Here is a 21115-nt window from a genome sequence, read left to right as displayed (position 1 = left end):
GCCCGCTTGATACAAATTGGCGCGCGTTCCCGTGTGCAACACCGGGCGCTCCACCCCTCCTTCGCCCTTTTCCTGTTCCCGGGAACGCCCATGCCCCCGCGCCCGCGCGCCCTGTGGCCGCTCGTCGCCCTCTTCACCGCCGGCTACCTCGCCGCGTACCTCCTCCCGACCGTCGTGGGCCGGCTCTCCGCGGGTCTGGGGCTCACCCCCGCCCAGGCCGGTCTGGTCGGCTCGACCCTGCTGCTGTGCTCGGCCGCCGCGGGCTTCACCCTCGCCTCGCGCGTGGAACGGTACGGGCCGCGCCCGACCGCCCGGCTCGGCCTGCTGCTGGCCGTCGCCGGATACGGCTGCGCCGCCCTCACCTCGTCGGTGCCCCTGGTCGTCGGAGGCGCGGCGGTCGGCGGACTCGGCTCCGGCACGGCGACGGCGGTCGCCGCGGCGGGTATCGCCGGGCTGCGCGATCCGCACCGCGGCTCGACGCTCGGTCTGCTGTCGGTGTCCGCCACGGCGGGCGCCCTGTATCTGACCATCCCCCACCTGGGCGGTGGGCACGCGCTGCCGTTCGCGTCGATCGCGCTGGTGGCCGCCGCGGTGTGGCCGGCGACGGGACGCCTGGAGAGCGGCCACGACACGGGCCAGGCGCGCGGGACGGGCACGCCGCTCCCGCGACCGCGGTCGGGTGTGGTGCTGGCCGGCTCGATCCTCTGCTGGTCCCTGGCGCAGAACGCGCTGTGGGGCGTCAGCGGCCGGATCGGGCTGACCCAGGCGGGTCTGAGCGAGGTCACGGTCGGCATGGTCTTCGCGGCGGCGCTCGGCGCCGGGCTGCTCGGCGTCACGGGCGCGGGCGCGCTGGGCTCACGGCTGGGCCGCGCGGTGCCGATCGGGGTCGGCACGGTAGTGATCGCGGGCTGTATCGCGGTGAGTTCGGCCGCCGAGGGGCTGGCCGCCTTCGCGGGCGGGGAGATCCTCTGGAACGCCTGCTACCCGGTGGTGCTGTCGTATCTGATCGGTCTGGCCGCCTCACTGGACCCGCGCGGCCGCTGGGCCGTCCTGGTGGGCTCGGCGTCCTCCCTGGGCGTGGCCTGCGGCCCGGTCGCCGGCAGTGTCCTGTCGGACGCGGCGGGCTATCCGGGGATGGGCCTGGTCCTCTGCGCGCTCCTGCTGCTGCTCGCCGTCCCGATGACGGCCGTCGCCCTGCACACCTCCGGCCGCCCCCTGGTGCCCGGTGCCGTACGCCGCCGCGGTGGCGCCCCGACGGCGGTCGTCGCGGGCACCACGGGCGCGGCGGCGGGGCTGGCAGCCCCGCAGATCGGCGCGCCGGAGCAGCCCGTCGCCGAGGTGCCGGTCCCGGCCCTGGTGTCCTCACCGGCGCGGCGCCGCGCCTACCGGGCCGCCGGGCCCCGCTGAGCACCCCCGGCCCGGCCGGGGGGCCGGGCCGGCGGGCCGACGCCGGACAGGACGGATCAGCACGGCGCCGCACCGCGGACCGGACTGTTCCGGGCTCTGTCCGCGGCTGGGGCGCTTCTTTCGGATCGTGCCGGACTGATCCAGCAGAAGCGCCCAGGTCGAAGGTCCCGTCCGGCCGGGAAGGTCTGGCCCGCACCAGACGCCCCCGGCCCCGCCCTCCGGGCGGACGACGCCACTTTCGAAACACTCCCTAGTCGAACTCGTAGGCCTCGACCTCGGCGAGGTACCGCGCGCGCCGCTCCTCGTCGTGCTCCAGGAACGCGGCGTGGAAGGAGTTCCGCGCCAGTTCGCGCAGCTGTTCCTGGGCCAGACCCAGGGCCTCCTGCACGGCGTGGAAGGTGTCGCCCACGTATCCGCCGAAGTAGGCCGGGTCGTCGGAGTTGACGGTGACCAGCAGCCCGGCGTCCATCATCGACCGCAGCGGGTGCCGCTCCAGCACGTCGACGGCCCGCAGCCGGACGTTCGACAGCGGGCACAGGGTCAGGGGGACCCGCTCCCGCGCGAGCCGCGCCACCAGCTCCGGGTCCTCCACCGCGCGCAGCCCGTGGTCGATCCGCTCGACGCCGAGGACGTCCAGGGCCTCCTCGATGTACTCCGGCGGGCCCTCCTCGCCCGCGTGGGCCACCTTCCGCAGGCCGAGCGCCTCGGCCGCCTCGTACACCTCGCGGAACTTCGACGGCGGGTTTCCGGCCTCGGCCGAGTCCAGGCCGACACCCGCGATGCGGTGCAGGTACGGCGTGGCCGCCTCCAGCGTCCGCAGCGCGGACTCGGCGGACCGGTCGCGCAGGAAGCACATGATCAGCTGGGTGGAGACGCCGTGCCGCTCCTCGCTGTGGTCCAGTGCCCGCGCCAGGCCCTCCACGACCGTCCCGAGCGGCACCCCGCGCGCCGTGTGGGCCTGCGGGTCGAAGAAGATCTCGGCGTGCCGCACGCCCTGTTCGGCGGCGCGGGCGAGATACGCGTCGGCCAGGTCCGCGAAGTCGTCCGCCGTGTGCAGCACGGCCATCAGCTCGTAGTACAGGTCGAGGAAGGACTGCAGGTCGCGGAAGAGGTACGCCTTGCGGAGGTCCTCGGTGTCCGCGTACCGCAGCCGGATGCCGTTGCGGGCGGCGAGTTCGAAGGCCAGCTCGGGTTCGAGCGTCCCCTCGATGTGGAGGTGCAGTTCTGCCTTCGGGAGAGCCTCGGTGAGGGGCATGGGGCGTGGCCTTCTAGCGTTTCGGGAGGGGTACGCGCACGAGGTCGTGGGCGATGGTCAGCTCGCCGTCGAAACCCGCCGTGCGGGCCTGCTGTTCGAACAGGTCGGGATCGCTGTAGCGCTGTGAGAAGTGGGTCAGCACCAGATGGCGCACGCCCGCCCGGCGGGCCACCGCGGCCGCCTGCCCCGCCGTCAGGTGCCCGTGGTCGGCGGCCAGATGGGCGTCCTCGTCGAGGAACGTGGACTCGATGACGAGCATGTCGCAGCCCTCGGCGAGCGCGTCGACGGCGTCACAGAGCCGGGTGTCCATGACGAACGCGAAGCGCTGGCCGCGCCGGACCTCGCTGACCTCGTCGAGGCTCACCCCGCCGAGGACGCCTTCGCGCTGGAGGCGGCCCACGTCGGGGCCCTTGATGCCGTACGCGGCGAGCTTCTCGGGCAGCATGCGGCGGCCGTCCGGCTCGACCAGCCGGTAGCCGAAGGACTCGACGGGGTGCGACAGCCTCAGGGCGTCGAGGGTGTAGCCGGGGGTGGCGGCGAGGACGCCGTCGTCGGCGACCGGTGCCTCGACCAGCCGGACGGTCTCGCGGTAGGCCGTGGCGTACCGCAGCCGGTCGAAGAAGCGCTGTCCACTGGCCGGGTAGTGCGCGGTCACGGGGTGCGGGACCTGGTCCAGGTTGATGCGCTGGATCACCCCGGCGAGTCCCAGGGAGTGGTCGCCGTGGAAGTGGGTGACGCAGATCCGGTCGATGTCGTGTGCGGCGACGCCGGCCCGGAGCATCTGGCGCTGGGTGCCCTCGCCGGGGTCGAAGAGGATGCCCTCGCCGTCCCAGCGCAGGAGGTAGCCGTTGTGGTTGCGGTGGCGTGTGGGCACCTGGCTGGCGGTGCCCAGCACGACGAATTCGCGTACGGACACGGAATTACCCGGGCGGCCAGTTCAGCCCGCGGCCGCCGAGGACGTGGGCGTGTGCGTGCCAGACGGTCTGGCCCGCGCCGGCACCGGTGTTGAAGACGATGCGGTACCCGCTGCCGTCGACCTTCTCCTGGGCGGCGACCTCCCCGGCCTCGCGCAGCACGTCGGCCGCGAGCTCCGGCGCCTCGGCGGCGAGCGCGGCGGCGTCGGCGTGGTGCGCCTTGGGGATCACCAGGACGTGGGTGGGCGCCTGCGGGTTGATGTCGCGGAACGCGACGGTCGTCTCCGACTCACGGACGATCGTGGCCGGGACCTCCCCCGAGACGATCTTGCAGAACAGGCAGTCGCTCTGCGGCTCTCCGGCCATGCTCCGGGTCCTTTCCAGTTGGCTACGTGGGTACTTTAACGTCGGCGCGGCGCCCGACGGCCGAGTGCCGACCTGCTGATCCAGTACGTGAGGACCACGCCCCAGAACAGCGGCGCGCCGAGCGCACCGACGATTCCGCCGGGGAGCCGGGGCAGGGCGAGGGCGATCGCCGAGTGCAGACCGATCAGGCCCACCGCGCCCGCCATCCACAGCACGGGCGGGCACCGGCGCGCCACCAGCAGCAGCGGGCGGCGCACCCGCGGAGGCACCCGTCGCCGTATCCACAGCACCCAGCCGCCCCACAGGGCGAGGAACCCCGCGATGCCGACGAGCCAGCCGGTCACGTCACCGGTGGAGGAGCCGCCGGTACGCATCCCGGCCGAGCCGACCATGGAGACCATGAACGCCGCCAGGGCCACCCAGCGGGCACCGGCGGCGGTGCCCCACGCCATGGTCTCCAGGTTGAAGCGGGCCTCGCGGTCGTCCAGGTCGAGGGCGGCGGAGTCGACGAACCCCTCGGCGGCCTGCTTCCAGGCGCCGCGCCGGTACCACCGCTTGCGCAGGTGCAGCAGGGACAGGTTGTTGTGCGCCTCGCTGCTCTGCGGGTTCAGACGCAGCGCGGTCTCGTACGCCCTCTGCGCGGTGCGGTGGTCGCGGGTCCGGTGGGCGATCAGGCCGAGGAGGAAGTGGGTGGCGTCCTCCTCCGGGGCCAGCTCGACGGCGCGGAGGGCCAGGCGGTACGCCTCCTGGCGGCGGGCCGGGTTCCCCGATCGGTCGAGCACGGAGGCGAGCACGTGGTACGAGCCCCAGTGGTGCGGCGCCAGCGCGAGGGCGCGCCGGGCCGCGTCCTCGGCGTCCACCCAGTTGCGGCCGCGCGCCAGTACGTCCGCGCGCAGGTACCAGGCCGACAGCAGCTCCGGATCGTGGCGCAGGGCCTCGTCGGCGAGGCGCAGCGCCTCCCCGTGGTCCCCGAGCCTGGCGCGGCAGCGGCCGAGCAGGGCCAGGGCGGCGCCGTCGTCCGGGTGCCGGCCCAGGTGCTGGGCGGCGAGCGCACCGGCCTGCTCATAACGCTCCAGGTCGTAGAGCGTCTCCGCGCGCTCCAGCGTGAGGGCCTCGGGTGCGGTCACAGACGGCGCTTCTTCTTCAGGTAGGTGAGCAGGTCGTCGTACATCCCGCCGTCGTTGGCGAACGTCGCCACATTGCGGGCGGTGGCGAACCAGGGATCGGTGGAGGGCCGGATCTGCTTGGCCGCGCCGAGCAGGTCCGACATGTTGATCATGCGTACGGTGCCGGTGCGGGCCGAGTCCAGGAGCGCCGACTCGGCGGCGGTCTCGCAGACGTGGGCGAGGTCGGCGCCGGAGAAGTCCTCGGTGACCTTGACGAGTTTGCCCAGGTCGACCGATTCGATGGGGCGGTCGCGCAGGTGGTAGCGGAGGATCGCGTCCCGGGCGGCGGCGTCGGGCGGCAGCACGAGCAGGGTGCGGTCCAGCCGGCCGGGGCGGCGCAGCGCGATGTCCACGTCCCACGGGACGTTGGTGGCGGCGAGCACGAAGACGCCGTCGTTGGCGCTGCCCGCGATGCCGTCGAGTTCGGTGAGGAGCTGGTTGACGACATTGCGCAGCCCGCCGTGGTGGGTGCGGCTGCGCTTGGCGCCCAGTGCGTCGAGTTCGTCGAGGAACACCACGCAGGGGGCCTGGCGGCGGGCTGTCTCGAAGATGTCGTGGACGTTCTTCTCGGACGCGCCGATGTACATGTCGAGGATGTCGCTGAGCGAGACCGACAGGAAGTTCGCGCCGAGTTCACCGGCGACGGCGCGGGCGATGAACGTCTTGCCGCAGCCGGGCGGGCCGTACAGCAAGAGCCCGCCGCGCAAGCTCTTGCCGTACAGCTTTCGCAGCTCGGGGTTGCGCATGGGGGCGAGGAAGGCGGCCTCCAGCCGGTCCTTGACCTCGTGCATGCCGCCGACGTCCGCGAGCCGTACGCCGCCGGGCGCGTCGATGTCCCAGGCGTCGGCGTCCCCGGCGTCACCACTGCCGTCGGAGGTCAGCGGCTCGTCCAGGCCGCCCTCGACGAACCGGGGCGGCACCAGGTCGCCGACCTCCTGCTCGGCCGCGGTCCAGTCGAACGCCTCGCCGTCCCGTGGGGACGGGATCCTCGGGGCCTGCGGCGCGGGGGCCTGAACGGGGGCCTGAGGGGCCTGAGGGGTCTGCGGGGCCGGTGCGGTGGGCGGCGGGGTGGCCGGCGGCATGCCCATGGCGCGGGCCATCAGGGCACGGGCGTCCGCGTCGCCGGGCGCGTGCTGCAGCGCGACGGCCGCCTCGGTCACCGCCTCGTCGTTCCGTCCTGCCTGGAGCAGGAGTTCGGCGAGGTGCAGGCGCAGGGGGACATCGCCGGGCGCCGCGGCGACGGCCGTGCGCAGGCTGCGGATCAGGGGGGACTCGTCGGACATGCCGCCACCCTACGAAGGGCCTCCGACAGCCGGCCCACCGGGTGTGGACGTGCACCCGTCATACGGAGCGCATGCAGTGCGGGTTTTGAGGAGCCGTCACATCCGGTCGCCGCTCGTGCCGTCGGGCGGCCATCGGCAGCAGTCGGCCCCGCACAGCCCGCGGCCCCGCACGACCAGCGGCCCGGCACGACCGGATTCCGTCACGACCAGCGGCCGGTCCGCCCCAGCAGCAGGGCCGCCGCGGCCGTGCCCGCGGTCGACGTGCGCAGCACGCTGCGCCCCAGCCGGTAGGGCTTCGCGCCGGCCTCCGCGAACACCGCCAGTTCCTCGGGCGACACACCCCCTTCGGGGCCGACGACGAGCACGATCTCACCGGACGCGGGCAGTTCGGCGGTCGCCAGCGGTTCGGCACCCTCCTCGTGGAGGACGGCCGCGAAGTCCGCCGCGGCCAGCAGTTGCGCGATCTGCTTGGTCGACGCCGCGTCGCCGACGTCCGGGAAGCGCAGCCTGCGGGACTGCTTGCCCGCCTCCCGCGCGGTGGCCCGCCACTTGCCGAGCGCTTTCAGGCCCCGGTCGCCCTTCCACTGGGTGATGCAGCGGGAGGCGGCCCACGGCACGATCGCGTCGACGCCGGTCTCGGTCATGGTCTCGACGGCCAGCTCGCCCCGGTCGCCCTTGGGCAGCGCCTGGACGACGGTGATACGGGGCGTGGGATCGGGCTCGGTGCGGACCTCGGTGACGGTGACGTCCAGGCGGTCCTTGCCCTCCACCGCCGCGACCGTGCCGTACGCGCCGTTGCCGGCGCCGTCCGTGAGGACGATCTCCTCCCCCACCCGCAGCCGGCGCACGGACACGGCGTGGCGGCCCTCCGGGCCGTCCAGGGTGATCGTTCCGGCGGTGACGTGGTCGACGACGAAGACGGGGGCGGTCACGAGGCCACACCCCGCAGCGCCAGCGCGGACACGGCCGAGTCCAGCTCGGCGTTCAGGACCTCGACGAGCTGCCCGGCGGGCAGTTCGCGGGCCAGCTTGTGGCCCTGTCCGGCCCACAGCGCCATGCCCTGCGGGTCGCCCGCGGCCGCGGCCGCCTTGCGCAGTCCGCTGGTCAGGTGGTGCACCTCGGGGTACGCGGCGGGGGCGTACGGCCCGTGCTCGCGCATGAACCGGTTGACCAGCCCGCGCGCGGGCCGCCCGGAGAACGCCCGGGTCAGTTCCGTACGGGTGAACAGGGGATTGGTCATGGCCTGTTTGTGCAGCACGTTCGCTCCGGACTCGGGACACACCAGGAAGGCCGTGCCCAGCTGGGCGGCGACGGCCCCGGCGGCGAGGACCGCGGCGATCTGGCTGCCGCGCATCAGCCCGCCGGCGGCGATGACGGGGAGCTGGACGGTCTCCCGGACCTGCGGGATCAGCGACAGCAGACCGCTGCCCGCACAGCCGGTCTCCGGGTCGTCCCGGTGCGTGCCCTGGTGCCCGCCGGCCTCGATGCCCTGCACGCACACGGCGTCGGCCCCGGCCCACTGCGCTGCCTGTGCCTCCTCGGGCGAGGTGACCGTCACGACGGTGAACGTCCCGGCCCGCGCGAACGCGTCGAGCGTCTCTCGCGTGGGGCACCCGAAGGTGAACGACACCACCGGAACCGGGTCGTCGAGCAGGATGGCCAGCTTCGCCTCGTACCCGTCGTCCCGCCCCGCGTCGGGATCGCCGAGCGGCGTGTCGTACCAGCCGGCCTCCCCCGCGAGCTGCTGCTGGTAGACGTTCACGGCCGCGGGGTCGGCGTGGCCCGGCTGCGGCATGAACAGATTGACGCCGAACGGCTGCGAGGTCAGCCCCCGGACCTGTGTGACCTCTTGGTACATGCCGTCGGCCGTCTTGTACCCCGCGGCGAGGAATCCGAGGCCACCGGCCTCGGACACGGCGGCCGCCAACTGCGGACAGGACGCGCCACCCGCCATGGGGGCCTGCACGATCGGGAACCGGCAGAGATCGGTCAGTGCGGAGGACATGCACGCATGGTGCCACGCCCTCCGCGCCCCGCCGAATCCGGTTCCGCGCCACCGTGCCCGGACCCGCGCCGCGAGGCCCCCGAGGGACCTCAGCGGCCGTTGAACGCGTCCTTCAGCCGGGAGAACAGACCCTGCTGCCCGGGCTGGAACTGCCCCGTCGGCCGCTCCTCGCCCCGCAGCTTCGCCAGCTCCCGCAGCAGCCGCTCCTGCTCGGGGTCCAGCTTCGACGGCGTCTGCACCTCGACGTGGACGATGAGGTCACCGCGTCCACCGCCGCGCAGGTGGGTGACACCGCGCCCGTGCAGCGGGATCGACTGCCCCGACTGCGTACCGGGCCGGATGTCGACCTCCTCGACCCCGTCCAGCGTCTCCAGCGGCACCTTCGTGCCGAGCGCGCCGGCGGTCATGGGGATCGTCACCGTGCAGTGCAGATCGTCGCCGCGCCGCTGGAAGACCGGGTGCGGCAGCTCGTGGATCTCGACGTACAGGTCGCCGGCGGGGCCGCCGCCCGGGCCGACCTCGCCCTCGCCCGCGAGCTGGATCCGGGTGCCGTTGTCGACACCTGCGGGGATCTTGACCGTGAGCGTGCGGCGGGAGCGGACCCGGCCGTCGCCCGCGCACTCGGGGCAGGGCGTCGGCACCACGGTGCCGAAGCCCTGGCACTGGGGGCACGGACGCGACGTCATGACCTGGCCCAGGAAGGACCGGGTCACCTGGGAGACCTCACCGCGGCCGCGGCACATGTCGCAGGTCTGGGCGGAGGTACCGGGAGCGGCGCCCTCGCCCGAGCAGGTGGTGCAGACGACGGCCGTGTCGACCTGGATGTCCTTGGTCGTGCCGAAGGCCGCCTCGTTGAGCTCGATCTCCAGCCGGATCATCGCGTCCTGGCCGCGCCTCGTCCGCGACCGGGGCCCGCGCTGGGACGCCGTCCCGAAGAAGGCGTCCATGATGTCCGAGAAGTTGCCGAAGCCGCCGGCGCCGAAGCCGCCCGCGCCCGCACCGCCGCCGGAGGCCGACAGCGGGTCGCCGCCGAGGTCGTAGACCTGCTTCTTCTGCGGGTCCGACAGCACCTCGTAGGCGGCGTTGATCTCCTTGAAGCGCTCCTGCGTCTTGGGGTCCGGATTCACGTCCGGGTGGAGCTCACGTGCCAGGCGACGAAAGGCCTTCTTGATCTCGTCCTGGGACGCGTCGCGGCGTACGCCGAGTACGGCGTAGTAGTCCGTGGCCACTTACGACTCCGCGAGGATCTGTCCGACGTAACGTGCCACTGCGCGTACCGCTCCCATCGTTCCGGGGTAGTCCATGCGGGTCGGTCCGACCACGCCGAGTTTGGCGACTGCCTCGTCGCCCGAACCGTAGCCGACCGCGACGACGGACGTGGAGTTGAGCCCCTCATGGGCGTTCTCGTGCCCGATCCGTACGGTCATGGCCGAATCCTTGGCCTCGCCGAGCAGCTTGAGGAGCACGACCTGCTCCTCCAGAGCCTCCAGCACCGGCCGGATCGTCAGGGGGAAGTCGTGCCCGAAGCGCGTGAGATTGGCGGTACCGCCGATCATCAGCCGCTCCTCGGTCTCCTCCACCAGGGTCTCCAGCAGCGTGGCCAGCACCGTGGAGACGGTCCCCCGGTCCTCCTGCTCGAAGGACTCGGGCAGGTCCTGCACCAGCTGCGGCACATCGGTGAAGCGGCGCCCCACCACGCGGCTGTTCAGCCGCGCCCGCAGATCGGCCACGGACGTCTCGCCGAACGGCGCGGGGCAGTCGACCATGCGCTGCTCCACCCGGCCCGTGTCCGTGATCAGGACGAGCATCAGCCTGGCCGGGGCCAGCGACAGCAGCTCCACGTGACGCACGGTGGAACGAGTCAGCGAGGGGTACTGCACCACCGCGACCTGCCGGGTCAGCTGCGCCAGCAGCCGCACCGTGCGGCCCACCACGTCGTCGAGGTCCACCGCGCCGTCCAGGAAGTTCTGGATGGCCCGGCGCTCGGGCGACGACAGCGGCTTGACGCCGGCGAGCCTGTCGACGAAGAGCCGGTAGCCCTTGTCGGTGGGGATGCGGCCCGCGCTGGTGTGGGGCTGGGCGATGAACCCTTCCTCCTCCAGCACCGCCATGTCGTTGCGCACCGTGGCCGGCGACACGCCGAGCTTGTGACGCTCGGTGAGGGCCTTGGAGCCGACGGGCTCCTCGGTGCCGACGTAGTCCTGGACGATGGCGCGCAGCACCTCGAGTCTGCGTTCGCTGAGCATGGCGCACACCTCCAGCTGGCTCCGGTCGCTTCCTCATCGCTGGCACTCGCAACGCCCGAGTGCCAGCAATCCCGTCGCCAGTGTACGGCGCCGGGGTACGCCCCTAGCAAGGGCGGCCGACCACGCTACCGCGCGCCGCGGCTGGTCGATTGCAGATAGCGTCGCTGTATGGACGTCGCTTGGGAAGACTTCGGGTGGGAGCGTCTCGCGGACGGGGTGGGCCGGCGCAGGCTCCCGGTCTGGGACGCGACCACCGCTCTGGTGGTCGGCGAGGACTGTGCGCTGCTGTACGACACGGGCGCCACACTGCGCGAGGGCGCCGAGATCCGTGCGCAGGTGCAGGCGATGCTCGGGGGCCGCCGAGTGACGCATATCGCACTCAGTCACCCCCATTTCGATCATGTCCTGGGCACCGCGGCGTTCGCCGGGGCGGAGGTGTACGGCGCGGTGGGCGTCGACACCCTGATGGCCCGGGAGCGGGAGTCCCTGCGCAAGGACGCCGTGAACCAGGGGGTGGACGAGGGCGAGGCCGTGGAGGCGACCGACGTGCTGGTCCTGCCGCACCACCTGGTGTGCGGCGAGTGGACGCTGGAGCTGGGCGGCCGGCAGGTGCTGCTGGCCAATGTGGGGCCCGGTCACAGCGGCCACGACCTGGCGCTGCTGGTGCCGGGCACGCCGGGCTCCCCCGAGGTGGTGTTCTGCGGCGACCTGGTGGAGGAGTCGGGCGACCCGCAGGCGGGGCCGGACGCGATCACCTCGCGCTGGCCGGCCGCGCTGGACCGGCTGCTGGAGCTCGGGGGCGAGGACGCGGTGTACGTACCGGGCCACGGCGCGGTCGTCGACGCGGCGTTCGTCCGCGCCCAACGCGAGGAACTGGCCCGTCGGTTCCACGTGTCGTAGCGTCTGGCGAATGCGCAGTTACGACCCTGACCTCACGCCCTCGTGGAAGCGTCCGGCGCCGGTGCCCGAAGTGCCCGCCGAGCCGGACCTGGTGGTGGAGGAGGTCGGCACGGGCTTCTGCGGTGCCGTGATCGGCTGCGAGGCGGGCACGGTGACCCTGGAGGACCGGTTCGGCAAGCACCGGGTCTTCCCGCTGACGCCCCGCGGCTTCCTGCTGGAGGGGCGGACGGTCACCCTGGTCCGCCCGGCGGCCGCGGCGGCCGCGCGCCCCTCCCGCACCGCCTCCGGCTCGATCGCCGTCCCCGGCGCCCGCGCGCGGGTGGCGCGCGCCGGGCGGATCTATGTGGAGGGCCGCCACGACGCCGAGCTGGTGGAGCGGGTGTGGGGCGACGACCTGCGCATCGAGGGCGTCGTGGTGGAGTACCTGGAGGGCGTCGACGACCTCCCGGCCATCGTGCGCGAGTTCGGTCCGGGCCCGGACGCCCGGCTGGGTGTCCTGGTGGACCACCTGGTGCCGGGCTCCAAGGAGTCCCGTATCGCGGCGCAAGTCTCGGACCCCCACACCCTGGTGGTCGGCCACCCGTTCGTCGACGTGTGGCAGGCGGTGAAGCCGTCGTCCGTGGGCATCCCCGCGTGGCCCACGGTCCCGCCGGGGCAGGACTGGAAGAAGGGCGTCTGCCGCGCCCTGGGCCGGCCGGAGAACACGGGCGCGGCCTGGCAGCACATCCTCTCCAGGGTCCGCAGCTACAAGGACCTCGAACCGGCGCTCCTGGGCGCCGTGGAGCGACTGATCGACCATGTGACGGCCGGCGACGCCGAGCGCCTGTGACCGCTGCCCCGGACGGTCGTCGGCCCTCGGGGCAGCGGTCTTCCCCGCGGATGCGGGGGGGCGTCGACGAGCTCGTCGACTCCGCCCCGCAGGGCGTGGTCCCCGCCGTGGCGGGGGTGCCGGTCGCCCGGCGAGCGGGCCCCGGGGGTCAGTCCACCAGGTCCCGTACGACCGCGTCGGCGAGCAGCCGCCCGCGCAGCGTCAGGACCGCGCGCCCCGACGCGTACGGCTCGGGCGCGAGCAGCCCGTCCTGGAGAGCCTTGCGGGCCGCGGCCAGGCCCGCGGCCTTGAGCAGCCCCAGCTCGACCCCCTCCCGCAGCCGGAGCTCCAGCAGCACCCGCTCCACGCGCCGGTCCTCCTCCGAGAGGACTTCGCGCCCGGCGCCGGGCGACCGGCCCTCCGCGAGCGCCGCCGCGTACGCGCCGGGGTGCTTGACGTTCCACCACCGCACGCCCCCGACGTGGCTGTGGGCCCCCGGCCCGGCGCCCCACCAGTCGGCGCCGCGCCAGTACAGCTCGTTGTGCAGACAACGCCCGGCCTCCGACGTGGCCCAGTTGGACACCTCGTACCACGCGAAACCGGCGCGCGAGAGCACGTCCTCCGCGATCAGGTACCGGTCGGCGTGGACGTCGTCGTCCGTCATCGGCACCTCGCCGCGCCTGATGCGCCGGGCCAGCTGGGTGCCCTCCTCGACGATCAGGGCGTACGCCGACACATGGTCGGGGCCGGCCCCGATCGCCGCGTCCAGGGAGGCCCGCCAGTCGTCGTCGCTCTCGCCCGGCGTGCCGTAGATCAGGTCGAGGTTGACGTGCTCGAAGCCGGCCGCGCGGGCCTCGGCGACGCACGCCTCGGGCCGGCCCGGGGTGTGCGTCCGGTCGAGGACCTTCAGGACGTGCTGCCGGGCGCTCTGCATGCCGAAGGAGATCCGGTTGAAGCCGCCCTCGCGGAGCGCGGCGAGGTAGGCCGGGTCGACCGACTCGGGGTTGGCCTCGGTGGTGATCTCGGCGTCGTCGGCGAGGCCGAACTCGTCCCGGACGGCGCCCAGCATCGTCACCAGGTCCTCGGCGGCGAGCAGCGTCGGCGTACCTCCGCCGACGAAGACCGTCCGTACCGGCCGGGGGTCGTCGCCCAGCACCTTGCGGGCCAGGCGGATCTCGTCGGTCAGGGTGGCGGCGTAGTTGTCGCGGGAGGCGAGGACGCCGCCGGAGCCGCGCAGCTCGGTCGCGGTGTAGGTGTTGAAGTCGCAGTACCCGCACCTCGTGGCGCAGTACGGGACGTGCAGATAGAACCCGAGCGGCCGCTCGCCGGCCCCGAGCAGGGCGGACGCGGGCAGCGCGCCGTCCTCGGGCATGGGCTCACCATCGGGCAGTACGGAAGGCATACCGCCCATTGTCCGTCACCGCGGAGGTCACTGGGCGTGGAGCACGAGCAGGGCGAGATCGTCCCGCACGGGCGCCTCGCCGAAGGCGTGCACGGCACGGTGGATGCGGTCGGCGACGTCCCGGGCGGGCAGGCCCGCGCAGTCGGCCAGTGCACGGGCGAGCCCGTCTCCGTCGTCGAACATGCGGCCGCTCCGGGAGCGCCGCTCGGTGACGCCGTCGGTGACGCAGAGGAGGGTGTCCCCGGGGGCGAGGTGGAACGTGCTGCTTTCGTAGCCCACGTCGTCGACGACGCCGAGGAGCACCTGGGGCGTGGCGGCGGGCGTCACCGTGCCGTCGGGGTGCAGCAGCAGGGGCAGGGGGTGCCCGGCGCAGGCGAGGGTGCAGCGGGCGCCTCCGCCGTCCTCCTCCGGGAGCGGGACCAGCTCTCCGTACAGCAGCGAGAGGAACCGTGACTGGGCCGGTCCATCGGTGGGGGGCTCGGTGCCGCCGGCGACGGCACCCATGAGGGCGGCGGCCTCGGCGGCCTCCGTGGCGTCGTCGAGGAGCAGCCGGTTGAGCCGGTCGAGGACCTCGCCGACGTCGTGGCCCTCGCGGGCGAGGAGCCGCAGCCAGGGCCGGGCGAGACCGGTGACGACGGCCGCCTCGGGGCCGCTGCCCTGGACGTCGCCGAGCATGAAGCACCAGCGGCGGCCGCCGGTGCCCGCCTGGAAGACGTCGTAGAAGTCGCCGCCCGCGAGGCCCTCGTCGCTCGGCTCGTACACGACCCGGCTCTCCACGCCGGGGATCTGGGCCACCTGGCTGGGCAGCAGGCCGCGCTGGAGCACGCGGCTGATGGTGGCCTGGCGGGTGTAGCGGCGGGCCGCGCCGATGGCGAGGGCCACCCGGCGGGCGAAGTCCTCGATGAGCGCACTGACGGCGTCGGGGATCGGGAGCGGGTCGCAGCGGCCCACGATCAGGGTGCCGAGCCCGCGGCCGCCCACGACCAGCCGGTACGCGAGGGCCGTGCCGTGCTCGTCGCTGTCCGGGCCGGTGTCGGGACGGCCGTCCGGAGCGGTGTCGGGGCCGTCGCTGGGGACGGCCTCGTCGCAGGCGCCGGGAGGCGCGGCGGCCAGCCAGGGGACCGGGCCGGTGCGGGCGGGCTCCGGGGTGCCCGGCGGGTGGTCCTGGAGGTCCGTGCGCAGCTTCTCGATCGCGGACTCGTCCGCGTGCCAGACGCGGGCGAGCCGGGGCGCGGCGCACTCCCCGCCCTCGCCCTCCAGCCAGAAGGCGCACCAGTCGGCCAGCCGGGGCACCAGGAGCTGTCCGGCGAGCGCGGCGATCATGTCCTCGTCGAGCTGTCCGGCGAGCAGGTCGGACGCCTCGGCGAGGAAGGCGGGCGCACCGCGGCTGATCCAGGCGCAGTCGTCGCGGACGGCCCTGCGGGGGGCGGGGGCGAGGATCTCGGCGGCGCGCAGTCCTCGCTGGATGGCGGGCTCGCCGCCGGGCACCGGGCAGGCGTCCCAGCCGTCGAGGGGCAGCCGCGCCCAGACGGTCTTGAGGCCGGGGCGGTAGGTGATGCCCCAGCATTCGGCGAGGGCGGCGACGAGCTGGATGCCCCGGCCGTACTCGGCGTCGCCGCTCTCCTCGGGCCCGTGCTCGTTGCGTACCGCCCGGGCGGGGTGGTGGTCGGAGACCTCGAGGACGAGGGCCGCGGGGCGGGCCTCGGCGGGCTCCTCCAGCCGGAAGAGGAGTTCGACGGTCGTGCCGGCGTGGACGACGGCGTTGGTGACCAGTTCGTCGACGGCGAGGACGGCGTCGTCGGCGACCCGGTCGGTGATGGCGGCGGTGGCGGGCAGCGCGAGGCCGGTCCAGTCGGCGAGGGCGGCCCTGACGAACCGGCGGGCCGCGGCCGGCGCGAGCGGGTTGCCCGGCAGACTGGTCCGTGCCGTGGTCGGGCCCGCGGGCGGTACAGCCCCGTGAGAGGAGAGCTCGCCGGTCTCCCGCTGTGTCGGAAAGGACACCACGTGTGGCTCCTTGTCGGCTCCTGGTCGGCTCGTACTCCGGACACCGACAGGGTGACAGATCGAGCTCACTCATAAGCGTGGAGTCACCGAAGTGGGCGGACAATGGCCACGAAAACACGGAGAGCGGGGCGGGCCGGATCGACCGGCCCGCCCCGCCCCTGTGGTGACGGAGGGTCAGGACTCCCTGGTCCCGGCGTACATCTCCTCGATCAGGTCCTTGTACTCACGCTCGACGACGGGCCGCTTCAGCTTGAGGCTGGGCGTCAACTCGCCGTGCTCGATGTCGAGGTCGCGCGGCAGCAGCCGGAACTTCTTGATGGTCTGCCAGCGCTGCAGCCCCTCGTTGAGCCGGTCCACATAGCCCTGGACCAGCTGCTCGACCTGCGGAGTCGCGACGACCTCGGCGTACGGCCTGCCGCCGAGTCCGTGCTCCTCCGCCCAGCCGAGGAGGGCGGCCTCGTCGAGCGCGATGAGCGCGGTGCAGAAGTTCCGGTCTGCGCCGTGGACGAGGATGTTGGAGACGAACGGACAGACGGCCTTGAACTGTCCCTCGACCTCGGCGGGCGCGATGTACTTGCCGCCGGACGTCTTGATCAGGTCCTTCTTGCGGTCGGTGATCCGCAGGTAGCCGTCCGCGGAGAGCTCGCCGATGTCGCCGGTGTGGAACCAGCCGTCGGACTCCAGCACTTCGGCGGTCTTCTCCGGCAGCCCGTGGTAGCCCTCCATGATGCCGGGGCCCCGCAGCAGGATCTCGCCGTCGTCGGCGATGCGCACCTCGGTGCCGGGCAGCGGCTTGCCGACCGTGCCGGTGCGGTAGGCCTCGCCCGGGTTGACGAAGGACGCGGCGCTGGACTCGGTGAGGCCGTAGCCCTCCAGGATGTGGATGCCGGCGCCGGCGAAGAAGTAGCCGATCTCGGGCGAGAGGGCGGCCGAGCCGGAGATGGCGGCGCGCAGCCGCCCGCCGAACGCCTCACGGAGCTTGGAGTAGACGAGCGCGTCGGCGATCTTGTGCTTGGTGGTGAGGCCGAAGGGGGCCGTCGCCCGGCCGGTGCGACGGAAGTTGTCCTGGGTGACCTTGGCGTACTCGCGGGCGACTCCGGCGGCCCACTGGAAGATCTTGAACTTGGCGCCGCCGCCGGCCCGGGCCTTGGCCGCGACCCCGTTGTAGACCTTCTCGAAGATGCGGGGCACGGCGGCCATGTACGTCGGCTGGACCACCGGAAGATTCTCGATGATCTTGTCGACGCGGCCGTCGAGCGCGGTGACGTGCCCGACCTCGATCTGACCGGATGTCAGCACCTTGCCGAAGACGTGCGCGAGCGGCAGCCACAGGTACTGCACGTCGTCCTGGCTGATGAGGCCGGTGGAGGCGATCGCCTTGGCCATGTACGACCAGTTGTCGTGCGGCAGCCGTACGCCCTTGGGGCGGCCGGTGGTGCCGGAGGTGTAGATGAGCGTGGCGAGCTGTGTCCTGGAGATGGCGGCGACCCGGTCCTTGACCGCCTCGGGCTTCTTCTCCAGGTACTCCTGGCCGCGCTTCTCCAGGTCCGCGAGGGAGAGCACCCAGCCCTCGGGGTCGGCCGCGTCCTCCTCGACGCCCGCCGGGTCGATCACCACGACGTGGGCCAGGTTCGGCAGGTCGGCTCGGCGCTCGCGGGCCTTGGCGAGCTGCGCGGCGTCCTCGGCGATCAGGACGCGGCTCTCGGAGTCGGCGAGGATGTACGCCGACTCCTCGGCGTTCGTCTGCGGGTAGATGGTCGTGGTGGCGGCGCCGGCGCACATCACGCCCAGGTCGGCGAGGATCCACTCCACGCGCGTGGCGGAGGCGAGCGCGACGCGCTCCTCGGGCTGGAGGCCGAGGTCGACGAGTCCGGCGGCGATCGCGAAGACCCGGTCGGCGGCCTGTTCCCAGCTGAGTGTCTTCCAGTCGTCAGGGCCCTGACCGGTGGCGGAGGGCACCGGGTAGCGGTAGGCCTCCGCGTTGGGCGTCCGCTCCACGCGCTCAAGGAAGAGGTTCGCCACGGAGGGCGGTCGGTTCTCGATCAAGGTCTGTGTGTCGCTCACGACATCCTCCGGGCCTGGCCTGCGGCTGGGACAGGGCTGTACGAGTGGGGCGTGTGGGGTACCTGCATTGTTTAACTGGCGAGTAACCGTCGAGCGGGATCAGGTTAGAGCTCCGGGGTCCGCCGCGTAAGGGGTGGCGGACCTGCGGTTCATTCCCGGTTCATAACGACTGCCCGGTGCTCCGGAATGCGAGAGCGCCCGTCCGTGGACCGAACGGGCGCTTTCGAGCGGGGCGGGGCGAAGGTTACTTCTTGCCCTTGCCACCGGCGGAGTCGTCGCTGGACAGCACCGCGATGAAGGCCTCCTGCGGAACCTCCACGGAGCCGACCATCTTCATCCGCTTCTTGCCTTCCTTCTGCTTCTCCAGCAGCTTGCGCTTACGGGAGATGTCGCCGCCGTAGCACTTGGCGAGGACGTCCTTGCGGATCGCGCGGATCGTCTCGCGCGCGATGACGCGGGAGCCGATGGCCGCCTGGATCGGCACCTCGAAGGCCTGCCGCGGGATGAGCTCGCGCAGCTTGGCGACCAGCCGCACGCCGTACGCGTACGCCGCGTCCTTGTGCGTGATGGCGGAGAAGGCGTCGACCTTGTCCCCGTGCAGCAGGATGTCGACCTTGACCAGGCTGGACGCCTGCTCGCCGGTGGGCTCGTAGTCCAGCGAGGCATACCCGCGGGTCTTGGACTTCAGCTGGTCGAAGAAGTCGAAGACGATCTCCGCGAGAGGGAGGGTGTAGCGGATCTCGACCCGGTCCTCGGAGAGGTAGTCCATGCCGAGGAGGGTGCCGCGGCGGGTCTGGCACAGCTCCATGATCGAGCCGATGAACTCGCTCGGCGCGAGGATCGTCGCGCGTACGACCGGCTCGTACACCTCGCTGATCTTGCCCTCGGGGAACTCGCTCGGGTTGGTGACGGTGTGCTCGGTGCCGTCCTCCATCACCACGCGGTAGACCACGTTGGGCGCGGTGGCGATCAGGTCGAGCCCGAACTCGCGCTCCAGCCGCTCCCGGATCACGTCCAGGTGCAGCAGGCCGAGGAAGCCGACGCGGAAGCCGAAGCCGAGGGCCGCGGAGGTCTCCGGCTCGTAGACCAGCGCGGCGTCGTTGAGCTGGAGCTTGTCCAGGGCGTCGCGCAGCTCGGGGTAGTCGGAGCCGTCCAGCGGGTAGAGGCCGGAGAACACCATCGGCTTGGGGTCCTTGTAGCCGCCGAGGGCCTCGGTCGCACCCTTGTGCAGGGTGGTGATGGTGTCACCGACCTTGGACTGCCGGACGTCCTTCACACCGGTGATGAGGTAGCCCACCTCGCCGACGCCCAGCCCGTCGGCCGGGAGCATCTCCGGCGAGTTCGTCCCGATCTCCAGCAGCTCGTGGGTCGCGCCGGTGGACATCATGCGGATGCGCTCGCGCTTGTTGAGCTGACCGTCGATGACACGGACGTAGGTGACGACACCCCGGTAGGAGTCGTAGACCGAGTCGAAGATCATCGCGCGGGCGGGGGCGTCGGCGACGCCGACCGGCGCCGGCACGTCCTTGACCACGCGGTCGAGCAGGGCCTCCACTCCGATGCCGGTCTTGGCGGAGACGCGCAGCACGTCGTCCGGGTCGCAGCCGACCAGGTTCGCGAGCTCCTCGGCGAACTTCTCCGGCTGGGCCGCCGGCAGGTCGATCTTGTTGAGCACCGGCACGATGGTGAGGTCGTTCTCCATGGCCAGGTACAGGTTGGCCAGGGTCTGCGCCTCGATGCCCTGGGCGGCGTCGACGAGCAGGATGGTGCCCTCACAGGCCGCCAGGGACCGCGACACCTCATAGGTGAAGTCGACGTGCCCCGGTGTGTCGATCATGTTGAGGATGTGGGTGCTGCCCTGGCCGGGTCCGGTGGTGGGCGCCCACGGCAGACGCACGGCCTGGGACTTGATCGTGATACCGCGCTCACGCTCGATGTCCATACGGTCGAGGTACTGAGCGCGCATCTGCCGCTGCTCGACCACACCGGTCAGCTGGAGCATCCGGTCGGCGAGGGTCGACTTGCCGTGGTCGATGTGCGCGATGATGCAGAAATTGCGGATCAGCGCCGGGTCGGTACGGCTCGGCTCGGGCACGTGGGTAGGGGTCGCGGGCACGCAGGGTCCTGATTCTTGAGGCGCCGGGCGTCTCTGCTCGGGTCGACGTCGGATCGATACGTAGGTTCCATGGTCCCACGGACGGGGACGGGCGCTCGGTTTGGGCCGCCCGGTGGGCGACTGGTAACCTGGGCAGCTGTGTCTCGTAGCCCTCTCAGCTGACGGGGCACACCTCAAGGAAATCCTTACGAACCTGAAAAGGCTCTTTCGTGGCGAACATCAAGTCCCAGATCAAGCGGAACAAGACGAACGAGAAGGCGCGCCTGCGCAACAAGGCCGTCAAGTCGTCGCTCAAGACCGCGATCCGCAAGGCCCGTGAGGCTGCCGCCGCGGGTGACGTCGAGAAGGCCACCACGGCCGCGCGCGAGGCGTCCCGCAAGCTCGACAAGGCCGTCTCCAAGGGTGTCATCCACAAGAACGCCGCCGCCAACAAGAAGTCGGCGCTGGCTGCCAAGGTTGCCTCCCTCCAGGGCTGAGCTCTTGATTTGACCGCCGGAACGGACCAAGCGGGCCCTCTCATCCGCTCCTGACCGGCCCCCTGTCTCGCACGCGGCCTGCGTTCGCCACGCGGGTGCGGGACGAACATCGTGACCCGAAGGCCCCGTCTTCGACCTTCCCCAGGCCGAAGCCGGGGCCTTCGGCGTTCCCGGCGGGGGCCGCTCCGGGGCAGGTGGTTCCGCGTTCCTCCGTGGCGCGGGCGCACCTGTGTAGTGGCGGTCCGGTGGCTGCGGGGCGGGGTACGCCGGGCTGCGTCCGCCGCGGCATGCGGCTGACGGCCCCGCGGGCCTGACTCGCGGGTGGTTCGGAGGGCACATGCGTCGGGGACGAGCGGGCAGCCTGATGCCGGGCCGTACGCACCCGAGCGGGCCCCCACGGGCCACGCTCCCGCCGCGGCCAGGGCTACCGCGCGGGGAGGGCTCCCGGCACGGGCGGCTGCCGGCACGGGGCGGGGGGCGAGGGTGGCGCGAGGTTGCCACTCAGCGGACACGGCGCCCCAACCGCGGAGCCAACCAGGCACGGGGCGGGCTCAAGGGCGCGGGGCGAGGGCGGCGCGGGGCGAGGGCGGCGCGAGGCTGCCGCTCGGGGGACGCGGCGCCTCAACCCTGAAGCCAACCAAGCGCGGGGCGAGCTACCGGCTCTCGGCGGAGGCGGCGCGGAGCCGCCACTCAGCGGGCGCGG

General features: G+C 72.8%; 17 protein-coding genes. 4 read left to right on the top strand and 13 right to left on the bottom strand.

Annotated features, from left to right (window positions below):
• Window positions 1-90 precede the first annotated feature (90 nt).
• Window positions 91-1407, top strand: a complete 1317-nt coding sequence (locus ACY34K_RS07990; protein WP_462745228.1) for an MFS transporter — start codon at window positions 91-93, stop codon at window positions 1405-1407.
• A 250-nt stretch (window positions 1408-1657) separates the two neighbouring features.
• On the opposite strand, the gene ACY34K_RS07985 is transcribed toward ACY34K_RS07990, so the two are convergent.
• From ACY34K_RS07985 to hrcA, 9 genes are all read right to left on the bottom strand, one after another.
• Window positions 1658-2662, bottom strand: a complete 1005-nt coding sequence (locus ACY34K_RS07985; protein ID WP_462745226.1) for an adenosine deaminase — start codon at window positions 2660-2662, stop codon at window positions 1658-1660.
• A 13-nt stretch (window positions 2663-2675) separates the two neighbouring features.
• On the bottom strand, window positions 2676-3578 hold the full coding sequence (locus ACY34K_RS07980; RefSeq protein ID WP_462745224.1) for a ribonuclease Z: 903 nt from the start codon (window positions 3576-3578) through the stop codon (window positions 2676-2678).
• 4 nt (window positions 3579-3582) lie between these two features.
• Window positions 3583-3942: a histidine triad nucleotide-binding protein gene (locus ACY34K_RS07975; protein ID WP_462745222.1), complete on the bottom strand. Its 360-nt coding sequence runs from the start codon at window positions 3940-3942 to the stop codon at window positions 3583-3585.
• 35 nt (window positions 3943-3977) lie between these two features.
• A complete protein-coding gene (locus ACY34K_RS07970) occupies window positions 3978-5069 on the bottom strand; it encodes a tetratricopeptide repeat protein (RefSeq protein ID WP_462745220.1) in 1092 nt (363 codons plus the stop codon).
• Window positions 5066-6391, bottom strand: coding sequence for an ATP-binding protein (locus ACY34K_RS07965; protein ID WP_462745218.1), 1326 nt, complete (start codon window positions 6389-6391; stop codon window positions 5066-5068). Before ACY34K_RS07965 ends, ACY34K_RS07970 begins: the two co-directional genes overlap by 4 nt.
• A gap of 200 nt (window positions 6392-6591) precedes the next feature.
• Window positions 6592-7323: a 16S rRNA (uracil(1498)-N(3))-methyltransferase gene (locus ACY34K_RS07960; protein WP_462745216.1), complete on the bottom strand. Its 732-nt coding sequence runs from the start codon at window positions 7321-7323 to the stop codon at window positions 6592-6594.
• Complete coding sequence (locus ACY34K_RS07955) at window positions 7320-8396, bottom strand: nitronate monooxygenase (RefSeq protein WP_462745214.1); 1077 nt, start codon at window positions 8394-8396, stop codon at window positions 7320-7322. The genes ACY34K_RS07960 and ACY34K_RS07955 overlap by 4 nt, the downstream gene beginning before the upstream one ends.
• 89 nt (window positions 8397-8485) lie before the next feature.
• Window positions 8486-9625 carry a molecular chaperone DnaJ gene (dnaJ, locus tag ACY34K_RS07950; protein ID WP_462745212.1) on the bottom strand — a complete coding sequence of 380 codons (1140 nt, stop codon included), beginning with the start codon at window positions 9623-9625 and terminating at the stop codon, window positions 8486-8488.
• Window positions 9626-10642 (bottom strand): heat-inducible transcriptional repressor HrcA, encoded by a 1017-nt coding sequence (gene hrcA, locus ACY34K_RS07945; protein WP_462745210.1) that lies wholly within the window; start codon window positions 10640-10642, stop codon window positions 9626-9628.
• Between the two features lie 168 nt (window positions 10643-10810).
• Between hrcA and ACY34K_RS07940 the strand changes: the two genes are divergently transcribed.
• Window positions 10811-11542 carry an MBL fold metallo-hydrolase gene (locus ACY34K_RS07940; protein WP_462745208.1) on the top strand — a complete coding sequence of 244 codons (732 nt, stop codon included), beginning with the start codon at window positions 10811-10813 and terminating at the stop codon, window positions 11540-11542.
• A 10-nt stretch (window positions 11543-11552) separates the two neighbouring features.
• Window positions 11553-12371 carry a DUF3097 domain-containing protein gene (locus tag ACY34K_RS07935; protein WP_462745206.1) on the top strand — a complete coding sequence of 273 codons (819 nt, stop codon included), beginning with the start codon at window positions 11553-11555 and terminating at the stop codon, window positions 12369-12371.
• A 148-nt stretch (window positions 12372-12519) separates the two neighbouring features.
• Here ACY34K_RS07935 and hemW read toward each other — a convergent pair whose 3' ends face one another.
• The 4 genes from hemW to lepA form a co-directional block, all read right to left on the bottom strand.
• Window positions 12520-13752 (bottom strand): radical SAM family heme chaperone HemW, encoded by a 1233-nt coding sequence (gene hemW / locus ACY34K_RS07930; protein WP_462745203.1) that lies wholly within the window; start codon window positions 13750-13752, stop codon window positions 12520-12522.
• A gap of 27 nt (window positions 13753-13779) precedes the next feature.
• Complete coding sequence (locus ACY34K_RS07925) at window positions 13780-15756, bottom strand: SpoIIE family protein phosphatase (RefSeq protein WP_462745201.1); 1977 nt, start codon at window positions 15754-15756, stop codon at window positions 13780-13782.
• 174 nt (window positions 15757-15930) lie between these two features.
• The gene (locus ACY34K_RS07920) at window positions 15931-17820 is read right to left on the bottom strand and encodes an AMP-dependent synthetase/ligase (RefSeq protein WP_462745199.1); all 1890 of its coding nucleotides are present in this window, start codon (window positions 17818-17820) and stop codon (window positions 15931-15933) included.
• Between the two features lie 244 nt (window positions 17821-18064).
• Window positions 18065-19936, bottom strand: a complete 1872-nt coding sequence (gene lepA / locus ACY34K_RS07915) for a translation elongation factor 4 (RefSeq protein ID WP_462745197.1) — start codon at window positions 19934-19936, stop codon at window positions 18065-18067.
• A 209-nt stretch (window positions 19937-20145) separates the two neighbouring features.
• On the opposite strand from lepA, the gene rpsT reads away from it, so the two are divergent.
• Complete coding sequence (rpsT, locus tag ACY34K_RS07910; protein ID WP_462745195.1) at window positions 20146-20412, top strand: 30S ribosomal protein S20; 267 nt, start codon at window positions 20146-20148, stop codon at window positions 20410-20412.
• Window positions 20413-21115 lie beyond the last annotated feature (703 nt).

It is taken from the genome of Streptomyces sp. STAM6 (genome assembly GCF_054963715.1).
Note: the sequence above shows the minus strand (reverse complement) of the source record. Positions and strands in the feature narration are given on the sequence as shown.

Coding starts and splice junctions, on each gene's coding strand:
- ACY34K_RS07990 (WP_462745228.1), top strand. CDS start 91: ATGCCCCCGCGCCCGCGCGCCCTGTGGCCGCTCGTCGCCCTCTTCACC.
- ACY34K_RS07935 (WP_462745206.1), top strand. CDS start 11,553: ATGCGCAGTTACGACCCTGACCTCACGCCCTCGTGGAAGCGTCCGGCG.
- hemW (WP_462745203.1), bottom strand. CDS start 13,752: ATGCCTTCCGTACTGCCCGATGGTGAGCCCATGCCCGAGGACGGCGCG.
- ACY34K_RS07955 (WP_462745214.1), bottom strand. CDS start 8,396: ATGTCCTCCGCACTGACCGATCTCTGCCGGTTCCCGATCGTGCAGGCC.
- ACY34K_RS07965 (WP_462745218.1), bottom strand. CDS start 6,391: ATGTCCGACGAGTCCCCCCTGATCCGCAGCCTGCGCACGGCCGTCGCC.
- hrcA (WP_462745210.1), bottom strand. CDS start 10,642: ATGCTCAGCGAACGCAGACTCGAGGTGCTGCGCGCCATCGTCCAGGAC.
- ACY34K_RS07985 (WP_462745226.1), bottom strand. CDS start 2,662: ATGCCCCTCACCGAGGCTCTCCCGAAGGCAGAACTGCACCTCCACATC.
- ACY34K_RS07975 (WP_462745222.1), bottom strand. CDS start 3,942: ATGGCCGGAGAGCCGCAGAGCGACTGCCTGTTCTGCAAGATCGTCTCG.
- ACY34K_RS07940 (WP_462745208.1), top strand. CDS start 10,811: ATGGACGTCGCTTGGGAAGACTTCGGGTGGGAGCGTCTCGCGGACGGG.